Origin of the sequence: Reyranella sp. (assembly GCF_004297405.1) — a bacterium.
Taxonomy (GTDB): domain Bacteria; phylum Pseudomonadota; class Alphaproteobacteria; order Reyranellales; family Reyranellaceae; genus Reyranella.
The window spans coordinates 58,357-73,969 of sequence record NZ_SCVC01000040.1; the positions used below are offsets into that span (position 1 = coordinate 58,357).

Genomic DNA, 15,613 nt, shown 5'->3' on the forward strand with positions numbered 1-15,613 from the left:
ATGGCGCTCATCAGTCGACACGAGATCACCGTCGAGTGGGGCGACTGCGACCCCGCCGGTATCGTCTACTATCCGGCCTACTTCCGCTGGTGCGATCAGTCGACCTATCGGCTGTTCCTCGCGGCCGGCCTCAAGAGGGACGACATCACCAGCGGCCAATGGAAAGAAGGCACGCCCCTGGTGAAGGCGGAATGCTCTTTCCGCCGTCCCTCACAGCATGGCGAGACGTTGGTGATCGAAAGCCACGTCTCGCGCTTCGGCACGAGTTCCTTCACCATCAGCCATGTGTTCCGCGATGCTTCGGGCGTGGTTGCGGCCGAAGGGTCAGAAACCCGTATTTGGGCTCGCAAGGACGGCGACGCGCGTTCCCTGCGCGCGGTCGAGCTCCCCGAGGACGTCAGGCGGAGTCTCGGAGGGTAGGGCAGGCGAGAGTTCATCGATGGCGCGGTAGATCGTGGCACCGATGTCGTTCTGATAGAGCCACAGACTGTTGGCTTGGCCGTCGAAGTTGGGCTCGCCGCCCATGCTGGCTGGCAGCCTGTATCCTGTGCCAAGACCGATACCAAACAGATTGGGGAGCTTTCTCTGGTCTGCAGTCAGCAGGCAGCAATCGTCGCCGACGGCGATTCCGCCTTTGTCGGCGTTGAGCTCGAAGCGCTCACCATTGCTGTCGAACACCGGCAGGGTTACCGAGCGATAACCGAAGCAGGGTACGACCAGTGCCGCGGCGTCGATCGCTGTGTGCAGTTCGGTGGCGGACAGATCCTGCAAGGCCATGCGTACAACGCGAGTCTCGGGCTGTAATCCAGGGCGGTCGGTGATCTGGCGCCAGGTCTCGCGTCCATAGCCGCGCAGGCCACCCATCCGGTTGACCCTTTGCGTGCGCGGACAGATATCGCCCGGGGCAACATCATACCCGTCGTGCCTGGCGGCATCCTGGTCGGGATAGAAGATGCGAGGCTCACGGCGTTGCACGATGGCGATCTGTCCGGGAGCAAGGTGTTGTGCAGCAGGGAGCTCCAACAATGCGCCGGCTGCAGCGTAGGCGCTGTGAGAACCACCCAGAATGAGAATGCGCCTCGAGCCTGCGACCGCCATGAGTTTGTTGGCGTCGCACAGCCCTTCGACGGTCAGCAGCTGGTCCGACGGGATGACGTGCCGTTCGGGAGGGACTGGCAGCTGTGGACAATGCTGCCTGCCACCCATTGCCAGAATGGCGGACCGGGCGGAAAGGACGAAGCTGCTACCCTCCGGACACGTAGCGGTGACGGTGACGCTGCCGTCCGGGTGAAGCCGAACGGCTTGAGCTGTCGTGCGCAGGTAGAGCGAGGAGGGGCCCGTAAACATCGCTCCGAGAGCCGAGCCGATCCGGCGCATGAAGCGGTCGACAAGGGCGAGCGGTGGAAAGCTCTGGCGATACCCAGCCATTTCGTGCGTGACCGGATCGTCACGCAGGCAAGCCAGGGTGGCAGGCAAGTGCGGGGCTTCGAGACATTCCAAATACGAACCGCCCAGCGAGTCGGAATGGATGCCGAACCTGCCCAGGGTCCCGCCGAGATGGGCTTGGCGTTCGACGATGGCGACGCCGCGATTGAGCCAGGTTGGCAGCAGCCCCTGTTGCGCTGCCCAGATCAACGGTCCCAATCCACCGGGACCGCCTCCAACGATGATTGTGGAGAGAAGCGGCATGACGCGATGCTTAGCCGAGCACGTCATGGAACACCCGTGCCACGCGCGCTACGACCTGCTCGTCGACCGCGCTCGAGGTGGGGAGATTGATGCCAGTGGCGGAAAGCTCGAGGCTGACGGGGCAAGCGCGCGCATACTTGTTGTAAGGTGGCAAGGTGGACAGCGGATGGAAGAAGGGCCGCATCTCGATCCCGGCCTTGTGGGCCGCATGCATGATGGGCAGGCGCTTTTCCGCCGACACCTGCACGCAGGCCAGCCACACGACAGGCTCGTATTCATCCGGCAGGGTTGGTGGGAAGCGCACGCCCGGAATACCTCGAAGTGCCTCATGATAGAGGGCTGCGATGCGGGCGTTACGGCGCAACGTGCCGCCGATGCGCCAAAGTTGTGCTCCGCCAATGGCGGCCTGGAGGTTGGTGATCCGGTAGTTGTATCCGACACGTTCGTGCCAGTAGGCCCGCTCCGGGGACATGCCATGGTCGCGCAGCAGGCGCATAGAAGCAGCGAGGTCTTCTGAATTGGTCAGGCACATGCCACCTTCGCCAGTCGTTACGATCTTGTTGGCGTAGAAAGAAAAGCAGCCGACATCGCCGAACTGGCCAACCAGACGTCCGTCGTAGCGCGCGCCGTGGGCTTCCGCGCAATCCTCTACCACGGCAATGCCGCGGCTCCTGGCATAGTCGGCTATCGGACCGATCTCGGCTGGCCGGCCGTAGAGATGAACCGGGATGATTGCCTTGGTTTGCGACGTGCAGGCGCTTTTGACCGCCTCCAGCGTCATGCACCATGTCGTGCGATCCACGTCGACGATCACCGGCGTCGCGCCGCAGTAGAGCACGGCATTGATGGTCGCGGCGAAGGTGAGATCCGGCACGATGACTTCGTCGCCTGGCCCCACGCCGAGCGCAGCCAGTGCCAGATGCAGGGCAACGGTGCCGTTCGACACGGCGATACCATGCCGGGTGCCGACGAACTGGCTAAACTCGTCTTCGAACTTCGCAACGTAGGGGCCCTTGCTCGAAATCCAGCAAGAGATGAAGGCATCGAGCATCGAGCGGAATTCGTGACGCGTCAGGTGCGGCTTGGCGATCTGCACAGGTTCGGTCGAACGATCAGTCGCTATGCCGGTCAGGCGTCCGGTAGGATCGAGCACTGGCTTCAGGACTTCGCCGTCAGTGTCATTGCGCTGATGGGGGGCTACGCCTGCTGCCGTGTTGGCGAGATGCCAACCTATGGTTGGATCATGGATCGCCGTACCATGCAGCAAGGCGTGGCGTATGTCGTCGAGCGTAATGCGTCCGATTAGGCTGCGATCATCCTCGATGACGAAGCAGCTCCCCAATCCGTTATCCAGGCACTTCTCGATAACCGACAGAACACTTTCAGATTTGTTGCAAACGAAGGTTGATGCAAACGGCATCTCCTCCGATACAGCCAACGCCATCTTGCCTCCCTTTCGCGAGACACCCCTCTCGCGGTGCCCGGGGCTGGCGGGCATGGTGTCATAATGAAATCGCCGCCCTGTAACGCGCTAGTGTCCAGATTGTGTCCGCCGCCAAGCAGAAGCCCTGCAACAAGAGCCACCTGCTTCGTTCAATCGCGATAGCACTGACACGAGTTGATCACTGGTGACGCGGCTGGCCGCACCACATCGTTGCCAAATGCAATGCCTATGGATCACGCTTGCCGATCCGGAGCCGGCGACGAACGGCCAGCTCATCTATTCCAAAGGGCTAATCGAAGCGGCTTGCGATGCTGGCGCCTCTCTCACGGTGATCGGTCTGGTGCGGCCTCAGACCAAGCGGCCACTGATCGATCCATCTGGCATCGTCTGGCAACTCGGACGGGAGCAGCCAAAATCATCTTGGCGTCGCCTGATTTCGCGTGATCCGGGTGCAGCGGCCCGCGTGGCACCAGAGATGGTCCAAGCGCTCGAGAGCGCGCTCACAGAGCAATCGTGGGATGCTATCGTATTCGACAGTATCTGTGCGGGGTGGGCTCTGGATCGGGTCCTGCACCACCGGCGGCAGAGCGCTCGACCGCCACACATCGTCTATGTTGCACACAATCACGAGATCACAGTGGCACGGCGCGTTGCACGCGACGCTCGTGGTTTGAAACGGCTGTTGAAAGTGATCGATCGGATGAAGGTGATCGAGCTGGAGCGGCGATTGATCGCCTCGGCCGATCTGCTGACGTCCAACACCCCGGATGATTGCCGTCTCTTTGCCGCTGATCGAGGTAACCAGCCCGTCGCATTCCTGCCGCCCGGCTATGGTGGACCGCGGGTGGCTGCGCGCATCATCGATGCAGCAGTGCCGCGGCGCGCGATCCTGGTCGGCAGCTTGGATTGGCCCCCCAAGCGGGTCAGTCTGGAAGCCTTCCTCGTCGCCGGCGCCGCCATTCTTGCCGAGGCCGACGTCGGCCTGCAGATCGTGGGCGAGGTGGAAACGGCCTACCTTGAGAAGCTTCGCCGGCGCTTCCCCTCCGTGGAGTTCGTGGGGCCTGTCCCGGACGTCCAATCCTATATGGCCGGCGCTCGACTGGCGCTGGTGCCTGATCTATTGGGCGGTTTCAAGCTCAAGGGGCTCGATTACGCCTTCAATCGCCTGCCCATCCTCGCGATGCGCATGGGGCTCCCGGGGATGCCGCTGCGTGACGGGCACAGCATTGGCCTGTTCGACAGTCACCAGGCGCTTGCAGAGGGGGTCGTCGCCATGATCGACGACTTTCCGCGCCTGAACGCCTGGCACGAGCGCGCCTACACAGCCTGCGCCGATCGCTTCGATTGGAAGCGTATTGGCCGCCATCTTCTCGCGCACATGCGTGAACCCGCCGATATCAAGCGGCGATCTGGGACAGTCGATCGGAAATCTGATGGAGCGTCTTCTCCGGCTCGTCTGGCGGCAGAAAGATGAAGTTGTAGACATAGCGGCCGAAGCGCTGGCGGGCCTGCAGCGGGGCGATCAGGTTGGGCAGGTTGACGGGATCCTGCATGCGCGCGATCGAGAACTGCTCGATGAGTTCAAGATGCCCGTCGTAGACAAAGTAGCCACGATAGCCCAGGCGATCGAAGTAGGTTCGGGCACGCGCAAGACCGCCGGGCGACAGGCGCTCGTCGAGTTCGACGAGCATGCGTGGCTGGCATCGACGAATGGTCCTGGCGGCGCCATCGAGCACTGCCTGTTCATGGCCTTCGACGTCGATCTTGATGAACCCGACATTGCCGCCGTAGATGCTGTCGAGACAGTCCATCGGCACCTTGATGGACCGTCGCGTAGGATAGGTGATGGAGGCTGTCGTCGAGATGGTGGAGCATCCGGTCACCGTCACACCATCGACGACCGGCATGTTGAGTTCAGCCGTGCCAGCCCGATCCGACAGCGCCATGGTCTTGACGATGACGCCCTCGTGGAACTTATGGGTGAGGGCATCGGCAAGTGCTGGCAAAGGCTCGAAGGCAATGACGCGACGGGCGTAGCGCCGCAGGAAATGCACATAGCTGCCGTCGTTGGCGCCAACGTCGATCGCATCGCAGTTCCGATGACACAGGAACTCCAGGAGATGCAGCTCGACTTCGCCATAGCGTCCATAGAAGCGCGCTTCCCGCCAGTTGAGCAGGGCTTGCGGACAATAGGGCGCAAGTGTTCGGCGGAACTGCTTGAAGAGGCTGCCGTCAGGCGGCTGCCTCGAGATCGAGCCTGCGGCGTTTCCAGGTGTAGCCATCGGAACCCTCACATGGGGAGGGCACCGTAGGCCGGGACCGCCAGAAAAGGCCGTGATCAGGCGGTGATTTCTCCGCGGCGTCAGGTCGCCTTCAGGATATCAGCCATCTTCTCGCCCACCATGATCGAGGGCGCGTTGGTATTGCCGGAGGGCATGGTCGGGAAGATCGACGCGTCGGCCACGCGCAATCCTTCGAGACCATGCACCTTGAGCTTGTCGTCGACGACAGTGCCAGGGCCTTGCGGGCCCATGCGGCAGGTGCCGATCGGGTGGTAGGCCGTCTGCGAATTGTTGCGGATCCAGGTGAGGATTTCGTCGTCGCTCTTCACCGAAGCGCCGGGCGAATACTCCTCGTCGCGATAGGTGTCCATCGGTGCAGCATCGACGATCTTCCGCATCATGCGGAAGCCCGCGACCATTGCATCCTGATCGATCTTGTCGGCCAGGAAGTTGAAGCGGATCGCCGGATGCGCCTTGGTATCGGGCGACTTGATGTGGATCGAGCCCAGGCTCTCAGGCCGGAGCTGATAACAGGCGATGGTCATCGAGGGGAAGTCCTGCAGCTTGCGGGTCTTCGGGTCCTTGATGGAGTAGGGCACGAGATGCATCTGCACGTCGGGCGTCTCGAGTTCCGGCCGCGTCTTCAGGAAGGCAAGCAGGGGCGCCGACGGCAGGCTCATGAAGCCGCCGCCGGTGGCGAGGTACTTCATCATCTGCGTGACGGCCCCGAGGCCGCGCGCCATGTGATTGTAGGAAACGTTGGCGACCTTCAGGCGCCAGATGATGCGGGCGTTGATGTGATCGCGAAAATTCTCGCCGACGGCCCGCAGCTCGTGCTTCACCTCGATGCCGTGCTTCTTCAGGAGCTCGGGCTGGCCGATGCCGGAGAGTTCGAGGATTTGCGGGCTGGCGACGCCACCAGCCGAAAGAATCGTTTCCCTGGCACGCGCCTGGACGATCTTGCCGTCCTTCTCGTACTCGACGCCGACACAGCGCTTGCCGTCGAGCAGGACGCGCAACGTGTGGGCGTTGGTGACGACATGCAGGTTCGATCGCTTCATCGCCGGCTCGATGTAGCAATGGGCCACGCTCATGCGGCGGCCCTTGTAGATCGAGGTCTGCGTCTTCACGACGCCTTCCTGATCCTCGCTGTTGTAGTCCGGGTTGGTCTTGAAGCCGGCTGCTTTCGAAGCGTTGAACAGAGCATCGTAGAGCGGGTTCTGGTCGGGCACGGTCGAGACCTTGAGCGGACCCTGTGTGCCACGGCCGTTGGAGCCGTCGCCGTCGACGAAATTCTCGATGCGGGTGAAGACCGGCGCGACGTCACGCCAGCTCCAGCCGCGGCAGCCCATCTGCGCCCAGGTGTCGAAGTCGAGTGGCTGGCCGCGCACCCAGACAAGGCCGTTGATCGAGCTGGAGCCGCCCAGGAGTTTTCCGCGCGGCACCGGAATGGTCCGGTTGGCCGTGTTGGCCTCCGGCTCGGACTGGTAGAGCCAATTGGCCGCCGGATTGTCGATCAGCAGGCCGAAGGAGAGGGGCATCCGCGAATAGGGATGACTGGCGGCGCCGGCCTCCAGCAGGAGGACCTTGTTCGTCGCTGTTTCCGACAGACGGGCTGCAAGCGCGCCGCCTGCCGACCCTGCGCCAACGATGATGTAGTCGTACTCAGCCATTTCCCCCGGTTCCCGTGTCTTAATGTCGTGAATGTGAGCCTAGCGCACCGCCATGCGATTAACAGGAGCAATCTCGTCTCGACAGGATTGCAGGGTCATGTTCCGATAAGCGGTCGCCGTTGCTGGGGAGCCGGCGGCTCAATTTTTGTGGAAGTAACGCCAAGATGCTGGCTCTGGTCCGGGTCGCGCTGAAGCGACCCTATACGTTCGTCGTCCTGGCGCTGCTCATCCTGATCGTAGGTCCGCTCGCGGCAATGCGGACCCCGACCGACATTTTCCCCGAAATCCGCATCCCGGTGATCGCCGTTGTCTGGCAGTACACCGGCCTGCCCCCCGACCAGATGTCGGGCCGTGTCATGCTGAATTTCCAGCGGGCACTCACCACTACCGTCAACGACATCGAGCATATCGAGGGCACGTCGTACACCGGCGTCGGCATCGTGAAGATCTTCTTCCAGCCGGGCACTGATATCCGCACAGCCAACGCACAGGTCACCGCCATCTCGCAGACCGTGCTGAAGCAGATGCCGCCCAACATCACGCCGCCGCTGATCCTGAACTACAACGCCTCGACGGTGCCGATCATCCAGCTCGCGCTTTCGGGCAAGGGCATGTCGGAGCAGGCGGTGTTCGACCTCGCCATCAACACGGTGCGCGTGCCGCTGGTCACCGTGCCAGGCGCGGCGATCCCGTTCCCCTTCGGCGGTAAGTTCCGCCAGATCCAGATCGACCTCGATCCTGCCGCCATGCAGTCGCGCGGCCTGTCGGCCAACGATGTGGCCAATGCGCTCGCCGCGCAGAACCTGCTGACCCCGGTCGGTACGCAGAAGATCGGCAGTTACGAATACGCCATCCAGCTCAACAACGCGCCGACCGACTTCAAGGCCTTGGCCGACCTGCCGGTCTTCTCGGCCAATGGCGCCATGGTCTATCTGCGCGACGTGGCACAGGTCCGTGACGGCAATCCGCCCCAGACCAATATCGTCCATGTCGACGGTGGCCGATCGGTCCTGCTGCAGGTCCTGAAGAACGGCTCGACCTCCACGCTCGCCATCATCGACGGCATCAAGGACAGGGTCGGAGAACTCAAGAAGTCGCTGCCCGAGAACCTCAGCATTGCGCTTCTGGGCGACCAGTCGCTGTTCGTGAAGGGCGCGATCACCGGCGTCGCCTTCGAGGCGGTGCTGGCGGCCGTCCTGACCAGCCTGATGATCCTGCTGTTCCTGGGGAGCTGGCGTTCGACGGTCATCATCGCGACCTCGATCCCGCTGGCTATCCTGGGATCGATCGCGTTGCTCGCAATGGCTGGCGAAACGCTGAACATCATGACCCTGGGCGGGCTGGCGCTCGCCGTCGGCATCCTGGTCGACGACGCCACGGTCACCATCGAGAACATCAACTGGCATCTCGAACAGGGCAAGGATGTCGAGACGGCGATCATGGATGGCGCCCGCCAGATCGTGACGCCTGCGTTCGTGTCGCTGCTCTGTATCTGCATCGTCTTTGTGCCGATGTTCTTCCTGGAGGGTGTGGCGCGGTTCCTCTTCGTGCCGATGGCGCTGGCGGTCATGTTCGCCATGGTCTGCTCGTTCATCCTGTCGCGCACCCTGGTGCCGACGATGGCGAACTACCTGCTGAAGCCGCATGACGCGCATGGCCACGGGAAGCCGCCGACACGCAATCCACTCATCCTGTTCCAGCGCGGCTTCGAAGCGCGCTTCGAAGCCTTCCGCGCGGCCTATCACGACCTGCTGGGTCTGGCGCTGCGCCATCGCACGGTGTTCATCTGCGCCTTCATGGCGTTCGTGATGGCGTCGTTCCTGTTGGCCCCGTTCCTCGGGCGCAACTTCTTCCCCACCGTCGATTCGGGTCAGATCCTGATGCACGCGCGCGGTCCCGTGGGCACCCGTGTCGAGGAAAGCGCCAACGACTTCGTAGCAATCCAAAGGGCCATCCGTCAGATCATCCCGCCGCAGGAGATCCAGACGATGGTCGACAATATCGGCATGCCGGTCAGCGGCATCAACATGACCTATAACAATACCGGCACGATCGGCCCGCAGGACGGCGATATCCAGATCAAGCTCACGGAGCACCACGGCCCGACGGCGGACTATGTGCGCGAGTTACGGCGCCGACTGCCCGAGATGTTTCCGGGCTACACGTTCTCGTTCCTGCCGGCCGATATCATCAGCCAGATCCTGAACTTCGGCGCGCCGTCGCCGATCGACGTGCAGGTCCGTACATCCGACCTGAATGCCGGCTTTGACTATGCCAACAAGCTGCTGGCCCGAATCCGCAAGGTGCCGGGCGTCGTCGATGCGCGCATCCAGCAGTCGCGCGCCAGCCCGGTCTTCGCCGTCGATATCGACCGCACGCGCGCGCAGTATGTCGGGCTGACGACGCGTGACGTCACCAATTCGCTGGTCGTGAATCTTGCCGGATCGAGCCAGGTCGCGCCGACGTACTGGCTCAATCCAGCAAACGGCGTTTCCTACTCGATCGTGATGCAGACGCCGCAGTACCGGTTAGATTCCCTGTCCGCCCTGTCGAATTTGCCGATCGCAGCACCGGCGGCCTCGTCGTTGCAGGTGCTGGGTGGCATCGCCGACGTGCGCCGTGACACGGCAAATGCGGTGGTCTCGCAGTATGACCTGCAGAGCATGGTGCAGATCTATGCTGGCGTGCAGGGCCGTGACCTCGGTGCTGTCGCGTCCGATATTCGGGCGATCCTGAGCGAGCTGGCCAAGGACGCGCCACCGAGCGTCCGTGCAGTCAAGCTGCAGGGGCAGGTCAAGACGATGGAGAGCGCTTTCTCCGGCCTGCTGTTCGGCCTCCTGGGCGCGATCGTGCTGATCTACCTGCTGATCGTGGTCAACTTCCAGTCCTGGAGCGATCCGTTCGTCATCATCACGGCGCTCCCGGCGGCGCTCGCCGGCATTGTCTGGATGCTGTTCGCCACCAACACTACGCTTTCGGTTCCCGCGCTCACCGGCGCCATCATGTGCATGGGCGTGGCGACGGCGAACTCGGTGCTGGTCATCTCTTTCGCGCGCGAGCGGTTGCTGGAGTTGGGCGACGCGACGGCCGCGGCGCTGGAGGCGGGCTATGTGCGCTTCCGTCCCGTGCTGATGACCGCGCTGGCGATGATCATCGGCATGGCTCCGATGGCCTTGGGCATGGGCGAGGGCGGCGAGCAGAACGCGCCCCTCGGCCGCGCCGTCATCGGCGGCCTCATTTTTGCTACGATTGCGACGTTGGTCTTCGTGCCCGTCGTTTTCAGTGTCATTCACCGTCACTACGGCAAGGCGGCGCAAGCGCCCGCCGCCATTCCCGGAGCCCCGCATGTCGCCTGAGCAACCACCTGCCCCCCGACCTCGATCGCGACGTGGCCTCGCGATTGCCGGGACCATCTGTGCCCTGGCTCTTGTCGTGGTCGTTGCTGACGGCATTCGGGACCGGCAGGCGAGTGAAGCCAAGCTCAAGGAGTGGACGGATACGCAGGCGGTTCCAACGGTCGCCCTGATCAGCCCCTCCCTGCAGGCTAACAAGAGCTATCTCGACCTGCCCGGACGCCTCGAAGCCTACTCGCGGGCACCGATCTATGCCCGCGTCGGCGGCTTCCTGAAGGCCTGGCATGTCGATATCGGCACGCCGGTGAAGGCCGGGCAGCTCCTGGCCGAGATCGAGGCGCCCGACCTCGATCAGCAGCTTCTGCAGGCCAAGGCGGCTTTGGCGAGCGCGCAGGCGGCCGAGGCCCTGGCGACGGTGACGGCGCAGCGCTGGCAACAGCTTGGCAGCAGCAACGCCGTCTCGAGGCAGACCGTCGACGAGAAGACCGGCGATCTCACCGTCAAGCAGGCGCTGGCCAAGGCCGCCCAAGCGACGGTGGATCGGCTGGAAGTGCTGTCGGACTTCAAGCGCCTCGTGGCCCCCTTCGATGGCATCGTCACCACGCGCAACACCGATGTCGGTGCGCTGATCAATGCCGACTCGAGCGCCGGACTGGCGCTGTTCGTGATCTCCGACGTCCAGAAACTGCGCCTGTCGGTCAGCATCCCGCAGAACTACGTGCCGGCGGTGAGGCTGAACACCAACGTGCAGATCACCGTCCCCGAGTATCCCGGCAAGGTCTACAACGGCCAGGTCGAGGCGTCTGCGCGAGCGGTCGATGCACAGACTGGCACGACGCGCATGCAGGTCGTCGTCGACAATCGCGGGGGTGAGCTCATGCCCGGCGCCTTTGCCAACACGCGCATCGAGTTGCCGGCCAACACGCAGGCGCTGGCCGTCCCGGCTGGTGCGCTGATCTTCGACCGCAAGGGTCTGCGTGTCGCGACCGTCGGCGCCGACAACAAGGTGAAGCTGAAGCAAGTCACCATCGCGCGCGATCTCGGCCAAGTGGTCGAAATCGGCAGCGGTCTGACGGCAGAAGACCGCGTGATCGAGAGCCCGCCGGATGGTCTGGTCGATGGCGACCTCGTGCGCGTCGTGAATACCGCCAAGCCGCAAGCCGTGCGATAAGCTCTCGCCAGAACGGCGGGGGAGACGGCGATGCTCGAGACGGAAAAGGGCAAGGCAGAGGTATCGAAATTCACGATCGACCTCGCGATCCGCATCGCCCTGATTGCCGGCGTGGTCTATGTGAGCCTGCTGCTCCTGCGGCCGGTGGCGCCCCTGATCCTGTGGGCCATCATCCTCGCGGTGGCCGTCTTTCCCCTGTTTAGGGTGATGCGCCGGCGCCTCCACCTGCGCAGCGGCCTGACCGCGGCGGTGCTGTCGCTCCTGCTGCTGGTGCTGCTGCTCACGCCCGTCATCGTTCTCGCGGGCTCGGCTATCGAGACACTCAACGCCTACGCGCAGATGCTGCTGCGCGGCGATCACGTCGTGCCACCACCGCCGGAATCAGTCCGCGCCTGGCCCCTGGTGGGCGAACGGGTCTACGATTTCTGGAAGCACGGCTCAGCAGATATTCGGACCCTGCTGGCCTCCCATGTTGGCGAGATCGCCTCGCTGGGCCGCTGGGTCGGCCGGATCGCCGCCGGGGTCTTCTTTGAGGTGTTGCAGTTTGCCGGTGCAATCATCGTGGCAGGCGTCCTGCTCGCCTATGCAGAGAAGCTCGCGGAAACGGTGGGCGGGCTGGCCGGCCGTATCGCCGATGCGCGGGGCCGGCACTTTGTCGAGATCACCGGCTCGACTATTCGGAATGTGTCACAGGGGGTGATTGGCGTCGCCCTGCTGCAATCGGCCCTGCTGGGCATCGGCATGCTGCTGGCCGACGTCCCCTTTGCCGGTGCCATCACCTTCGTCTGCCTCGTGCTGGCGATCGTCCAGGTCGGCCCCAACATCATCATGATCCCCGTGATCATCTGGGTATGGTTCGAGCAGCCGGTGCTGGTGGCTGTGCTATTCACCGCCTACACGGTGCCCTTGCTTCTGCTCGACAATGTGCTTCGACCGATCCTCATGGCGCGAGGTCTGCAGACACCCATGGCCGTCATTCTGGCGGGCGTGATTTGCGGGACCCTGGCGGGCGGGTTGATCGGGCTGTTCGTCGGCCCCGTCGTGCTGGCGGTGTTCTACGATCTGGTGACGGCCTGGATCGCCAGCGGCCACCACATCAACGGCGAGGATACTTCCCCGAAGGTTGAAGCTCTCGACCGACGCAGCTGACGGCCGTACGTCGTACCGCGCCCGTGTATAGTCATGCACCTCTTTAGGGGAGTTGCATGGTCCGTCGTCTTGTCGCCGTCTTGTGTAGTGTTCTGGCATTCGTTTTCTGGAGTGGTGGTCCTGCTCTGGCCCAGGCACCGGATGGCGCCCGCGTCTTTCTGGTGCTCGATGCTTCTGGCTCGATGTGGGGCAGGGTGGGCAACCAGACCAAGATCGAGGTGGCGCGCGAAACCATCCGTTCCCTCCTGAAGGACTGGCGACCGCAGGACCAGCTCGGTCTCGTGACCTACGGCCATCGCCGCAAGGGTGACTGCGGCGATATCGAGGTTCTGAGGCAGGTTGGTCCGGTCGATGCCGATGCGCTGATGGCGCAGGTAAACGGCATTTCCCCCAAAGGCATGACGCCGATGACCGCCTCCGTGAAAATGGCGGCGGAGCAGCTCAAGTCGAACGAAGGACTGACCAGCGTCATTCTTGTTTCGGACGGTGTCGAGACCTGCAAGGCCGATCCATGTTCGGTGGCAGCCGAGCTGAAGAAGGCGGATGTGAAGCTGGTTGTGCATACCGTAGGCTTCGACATTCAGGACCGACAGGCTGCCAAGCAGCTCGAGTGCATGGCAGCCGCCACCGGCGGCCTCGCTCTGTCGGCCGGCAATGCCGGTGAACTCGGCAAGGCAATTGGTCAGGCAGTCGAGGCCGCCCGCCAGAAGGCGCCCGTCAAGGCGCCACCTCCACCGGCACAACCGAAGGCCGAACCCAAGCCGGAGTGGAACCTCGAAGGGTCGGTCCGGCTTGCCGAAGGCGACGATCCACTGGTCGGTAAGGACTACATCGTCTGGGTTTTCTACAAGCCCGCCCCGCGCGGGGTTGATCCCGAATATGTCCAGACATCCAACAACAGCCAGATAGAGGCGGAGCTCGCGCCAGGCGAATACCTGGTCCAGGTCGATGTCGGTTCCGTCAAATACAAGACGACGGCGAAGGTCGAGGCCAACAAGATGAACCGCCTCGACGTGGTGCTGAATGCGGGCCGTCTCGCGCTCCGCGCCAAGCGAACCGCCGACGAGAACCAGAAGGGCGACGTATTCTGGGAGGTCACGGCAAAGAGCGACGGGTCGATCGTGTTCAACTCCTACGATGCCGAGACGTCGACCATTGTTCCGGCCGGCAAGTACGCGGTGTCGATGACCATGGGGGCCGCAAAGCTCGCGCGCGATGTCGAGGTCGCCGCTGGTGACACGACGGCAATCGAGATCGTGGCCGGCGTCGGCCGCATGCAGGGTTCGATCTTCTTCGCTAAGGGCGGGCCGGCGCTGCGCGATCCGTTCATCGAGATCTTTGCCGGCGCCGAGCCGGTCGAGAACGAAACCTCCGTCATCAACGCCTATGACAGTGCGCCCAAGTTCGATCTGGCCGCTGGCGTTTACCGCGCTCACATCAAGTCGGATGCTGTCGATCGTACGTTCAAGTTCGAGATCAGGGCAGGTCAGCGGCTCGACATCGAGTTTCCACTTGATGCTGGCATTGCTGCCTTCGACGCACCCGGCGTCGACACGATCGAGATCAAGGGTGCTGGCCGCGACATCTACGGCGAGCGCACGAACGTCACCACGCTCTATGAACCGTTCGGTAACTTCGCGTTGCCAGCCGGCAAGTATGTCGTGGTTGCGATCAAGGGCGACGCCAGGAAGGAGGCGGAATTCGAGATCGCCGCCGGCCAGCGTACGGTGACGAAGATCACGTTGCCCTGACGGCAAAAACAGAACCCCGCCCGCTTGCGGCGGACGGGGTTCGCTCGGGACATGATCCCCTCCCGTTCAGGAAGTTTGGCCTGCCTGCTTTCCTCGCGGCTGCCGGGATAAATGGCTCGCGGGCTTCCGGTGCCGCGTCACCCGTTCCGGTTAGGTGGATCCATAGGCGATACCTACCTCCCTATCCTCTCAGGAAAGGTAGGTCTGGCACCGGTGGACAATCAAGACAGCGGCGCTGACCTATTTCTTCTTCGGCCGAATGGCGTCCCACTGTTCGTCTGTCCAGTCGAGCATGGCGGAGGTGTTGGCGCCGCCACCGCCCGATTGCAGCATCTTGCCACCATCGATCACCACGGCATCGCCGTTGATGTAGGCCGCACCGTCGCTCACCAGGAACGCCGCGAGATTGGCGAGCTCGATATGCTCGCCGACACGGCGCATCGGGATGGCCTTGGTCATGTCCTCGTTGCCGCCGCGCTCCTTGGGCATGAGCCGGCTCCACGCACCTTCGGTCGGGAAGGGGCCGGGCACGATGGCGCAGGTGCGGATACCCTTGGGTCCCCATTCGACGGCTAGGCTCTTGGTCATGGCCAGCACACCCGCCTTGGCCATGGCCGACGGCACCGTGAACGGCGCGCCGGTGAGCGAGGAGACCGTGAGGATCGACATCACCACCTTGTTGCGTTCGCCAGCGTCGATCCAGCGACGGCCGGCCGCGACGGTGCAATAGGCCGAACCGTGCAGCACGATGCCGAGGACGGCATCGATCGCCCGCGAGGACATCTTGTGGGTCTGTGCCAGGATCTGGCCGGCGGCGTTGTTCACCAGGATGTCGAGCGGGCGCTTGGCCCAGATCGTGTCCATCATGGCTTCGACGGCATCAGGCACACGTACGTCGCAGGCCACGGTCTCGATCTCGCCGCCGGTTTCCTTGGCGAGCTCGGCGGCCGTTTCCTTCAGGAGGTCCTCGCGACGGCCGCAGATCACGACGTTGGCGCCGAGTTCGAGGTAGCGATGCGTCATCGAGCGGCCAAGGCCCGTGCCACCACCCGTGACCAGGATGCGCTTGCCCTTCAGCAGGTCGGATTGAAACATCGTGCG

General features: G+C 63.4%; 11 protein-coding genes. 6 read left to right on the plus strand and 5 right to left on the minus strand.

All coding sequences use genetic code 11. From position 1 onward, the window contains the following. Complete coding sequence (locus EPO50_RS25810) at positions 1–420, plus strand: thioesterase family protein (protein WP_296348947.1); 420 nt, start codon at positions 1–3, stop codon at positions 418–420. On the opposite strand, the gene EPO50_RS25815 is transcribed toward EPO50_RS25810, so the two are convergent. Further along, the gene (locus EPO50_RS25815) at positions 325–1,635 is read right to left on the minus strand and encodes a hypothetical protein (protein WP_367268063.1); all 1,311 of its coding nucleotides are present in this window, start codon (positions 1,633–1,635) and stop codon (positions 325–327) included. The two genes, EPO50_RS25810 and EPO50_RS25815, sit on opposite strands and share 96 nt — an antisense overlap. Before the next feature lie 64 nt (positions 1,636–1,699). Continuing rightward, complete coding sequence (locus EPO50_RS25820; protein ID WP_296348950.1) at positions 1,700–3,133, minus strand: aminotransferase class I/II-fold pyridoxal phosphate-dependent enzyme; 1,434 nt, start codon at positions 3,131–3,133, stop codon at positions 1,700–1,702. Positions 3,134–3,350: 217 nt separating this feature from the next. Between EPO50_RS25820 and EPO50_RS25825 the strand changes: the two genes are divergently transcribed. Then, positions 3,351–4,607, plus strand: a complete 1,257-nt coding sequence (locus EPO50_RS25825; protein ID WP_296348952.1) for a glycosyltransferase — start codon at positions 3,351–3,353, stop codon at positions 4,605–4,607. On the opposite strand, the gene EPO50_RS25830 is transcribed toward EPO50_RS25825, so the two are convergent. Together EPO50_RS25830 and EPO50_RS25835 are read right to left on the minus strand one after the other, a co-directional pair. Further along, positions 4,531–5,415, minus strand: a complete 885-nt coding sequence (locus EPO50_RS25830) for an FkbM family methyltransferase (RefSeq protein WP_296348954.1) — start codon at positions 5,413–5,415, stop codon at positions 4,531–4,533. The two genes, EPO50_RS25825 and EPO50_RS25830, sit on opposite strands and share 77 nt — an antisense overlap. An 80-nt stretch (positions 5,416–5,495) precedes the next feature. Further along, positions 5,496–7,088: a GMC family oxidoreductase gene (locus EPO50_RS25835; RefSeq protein WP_296348956.1), complete on the minus strand. Its 1,593-nt coding sequence runs from the start codon at positions 7,086–7,088 to the stop codon at positions 5,496–5,498. Between the two features lie 164 nt (positions 7,089–7,252). On the opposite strand from EPO50_RS25835, the gene EPO50_RS25840 reads away from it, so the two are divergent. From EPO50_RS25840 to EPO50_RS25855, 4 genes are read left to right on the plus strand one after another with little or no spacing between them, the layout of a single operon-like run. Then, on the plus strand, positions 7,253–10,444 hold the full coding sequence (locus tag EPO50_RS25840) for an efflux RND transporter permease subunit (protein WP_296348957.1): 3,192 nt from the start codon (positions 7,253–7,255) through the stop codon (positions 10,442–10,444). Beyond that, positions 10,434–11,612 (plus strand): efflux RND transporter periplasmic adaptor subunit, encoded by a 1,179-nt coding sequence (locus EPO50_RS25845; RefSeq protein WP_296348959.1) that lies wholly within the window; start codon positions 10,434–10,436, stop codon positions 11,610–11,612. The genes EPO50_RS25840 and EPO50_RS25845 overlap by 11 nt, the downstream gene beginning before the upstream one ends. A 30-nt stretch (positions 11,613–11,642) precedes the next feature. Next, positions 11,643–12,761 (plus strand): AI-2E family transporter, encoded by a 1,119-nt coding sequence (locus tag EPO50_RS25850; RefSeq protein WP_296348962.1) that lies wholly within the window; start codon positions 11,643–11,645, stop codon positions 12,759–12,761. 56 nt (positions 12,762–12,817) lie between these two features. Beyond that, the gene (locus tag EPO50_RS25855; RefSeq protein ID WP_296348964.1) at positions 12,818–14,512 is read left to right on the plus strand and encodes a VWA domain-containing protein; all 1,695 of its coding nucleotides are present in this window, start codon (positions 12,818–12,820) and stop codon (positions 14,510–14,512) included. A gap of 240 nt (positions 14,513–14,752) precedes the next feature. Here EPO50_RS25855 and EPO50_RS25860 read toward each other — a convergent pair whose 3' ends face one another. Further along, positions 14,753–15,607 (minus strand): SDR family oxidoreductase, encoded by an 855-nt coding sequence (locus tag EPO50_RS25860; RefSeq protein ID WP_296348966.1) that lies wholly within the window; start codon positions 15,605–15,607, stop codon positions 14,753–14,755. Positions 15,608–15,613: the final 6 nt, after the last annotated feature.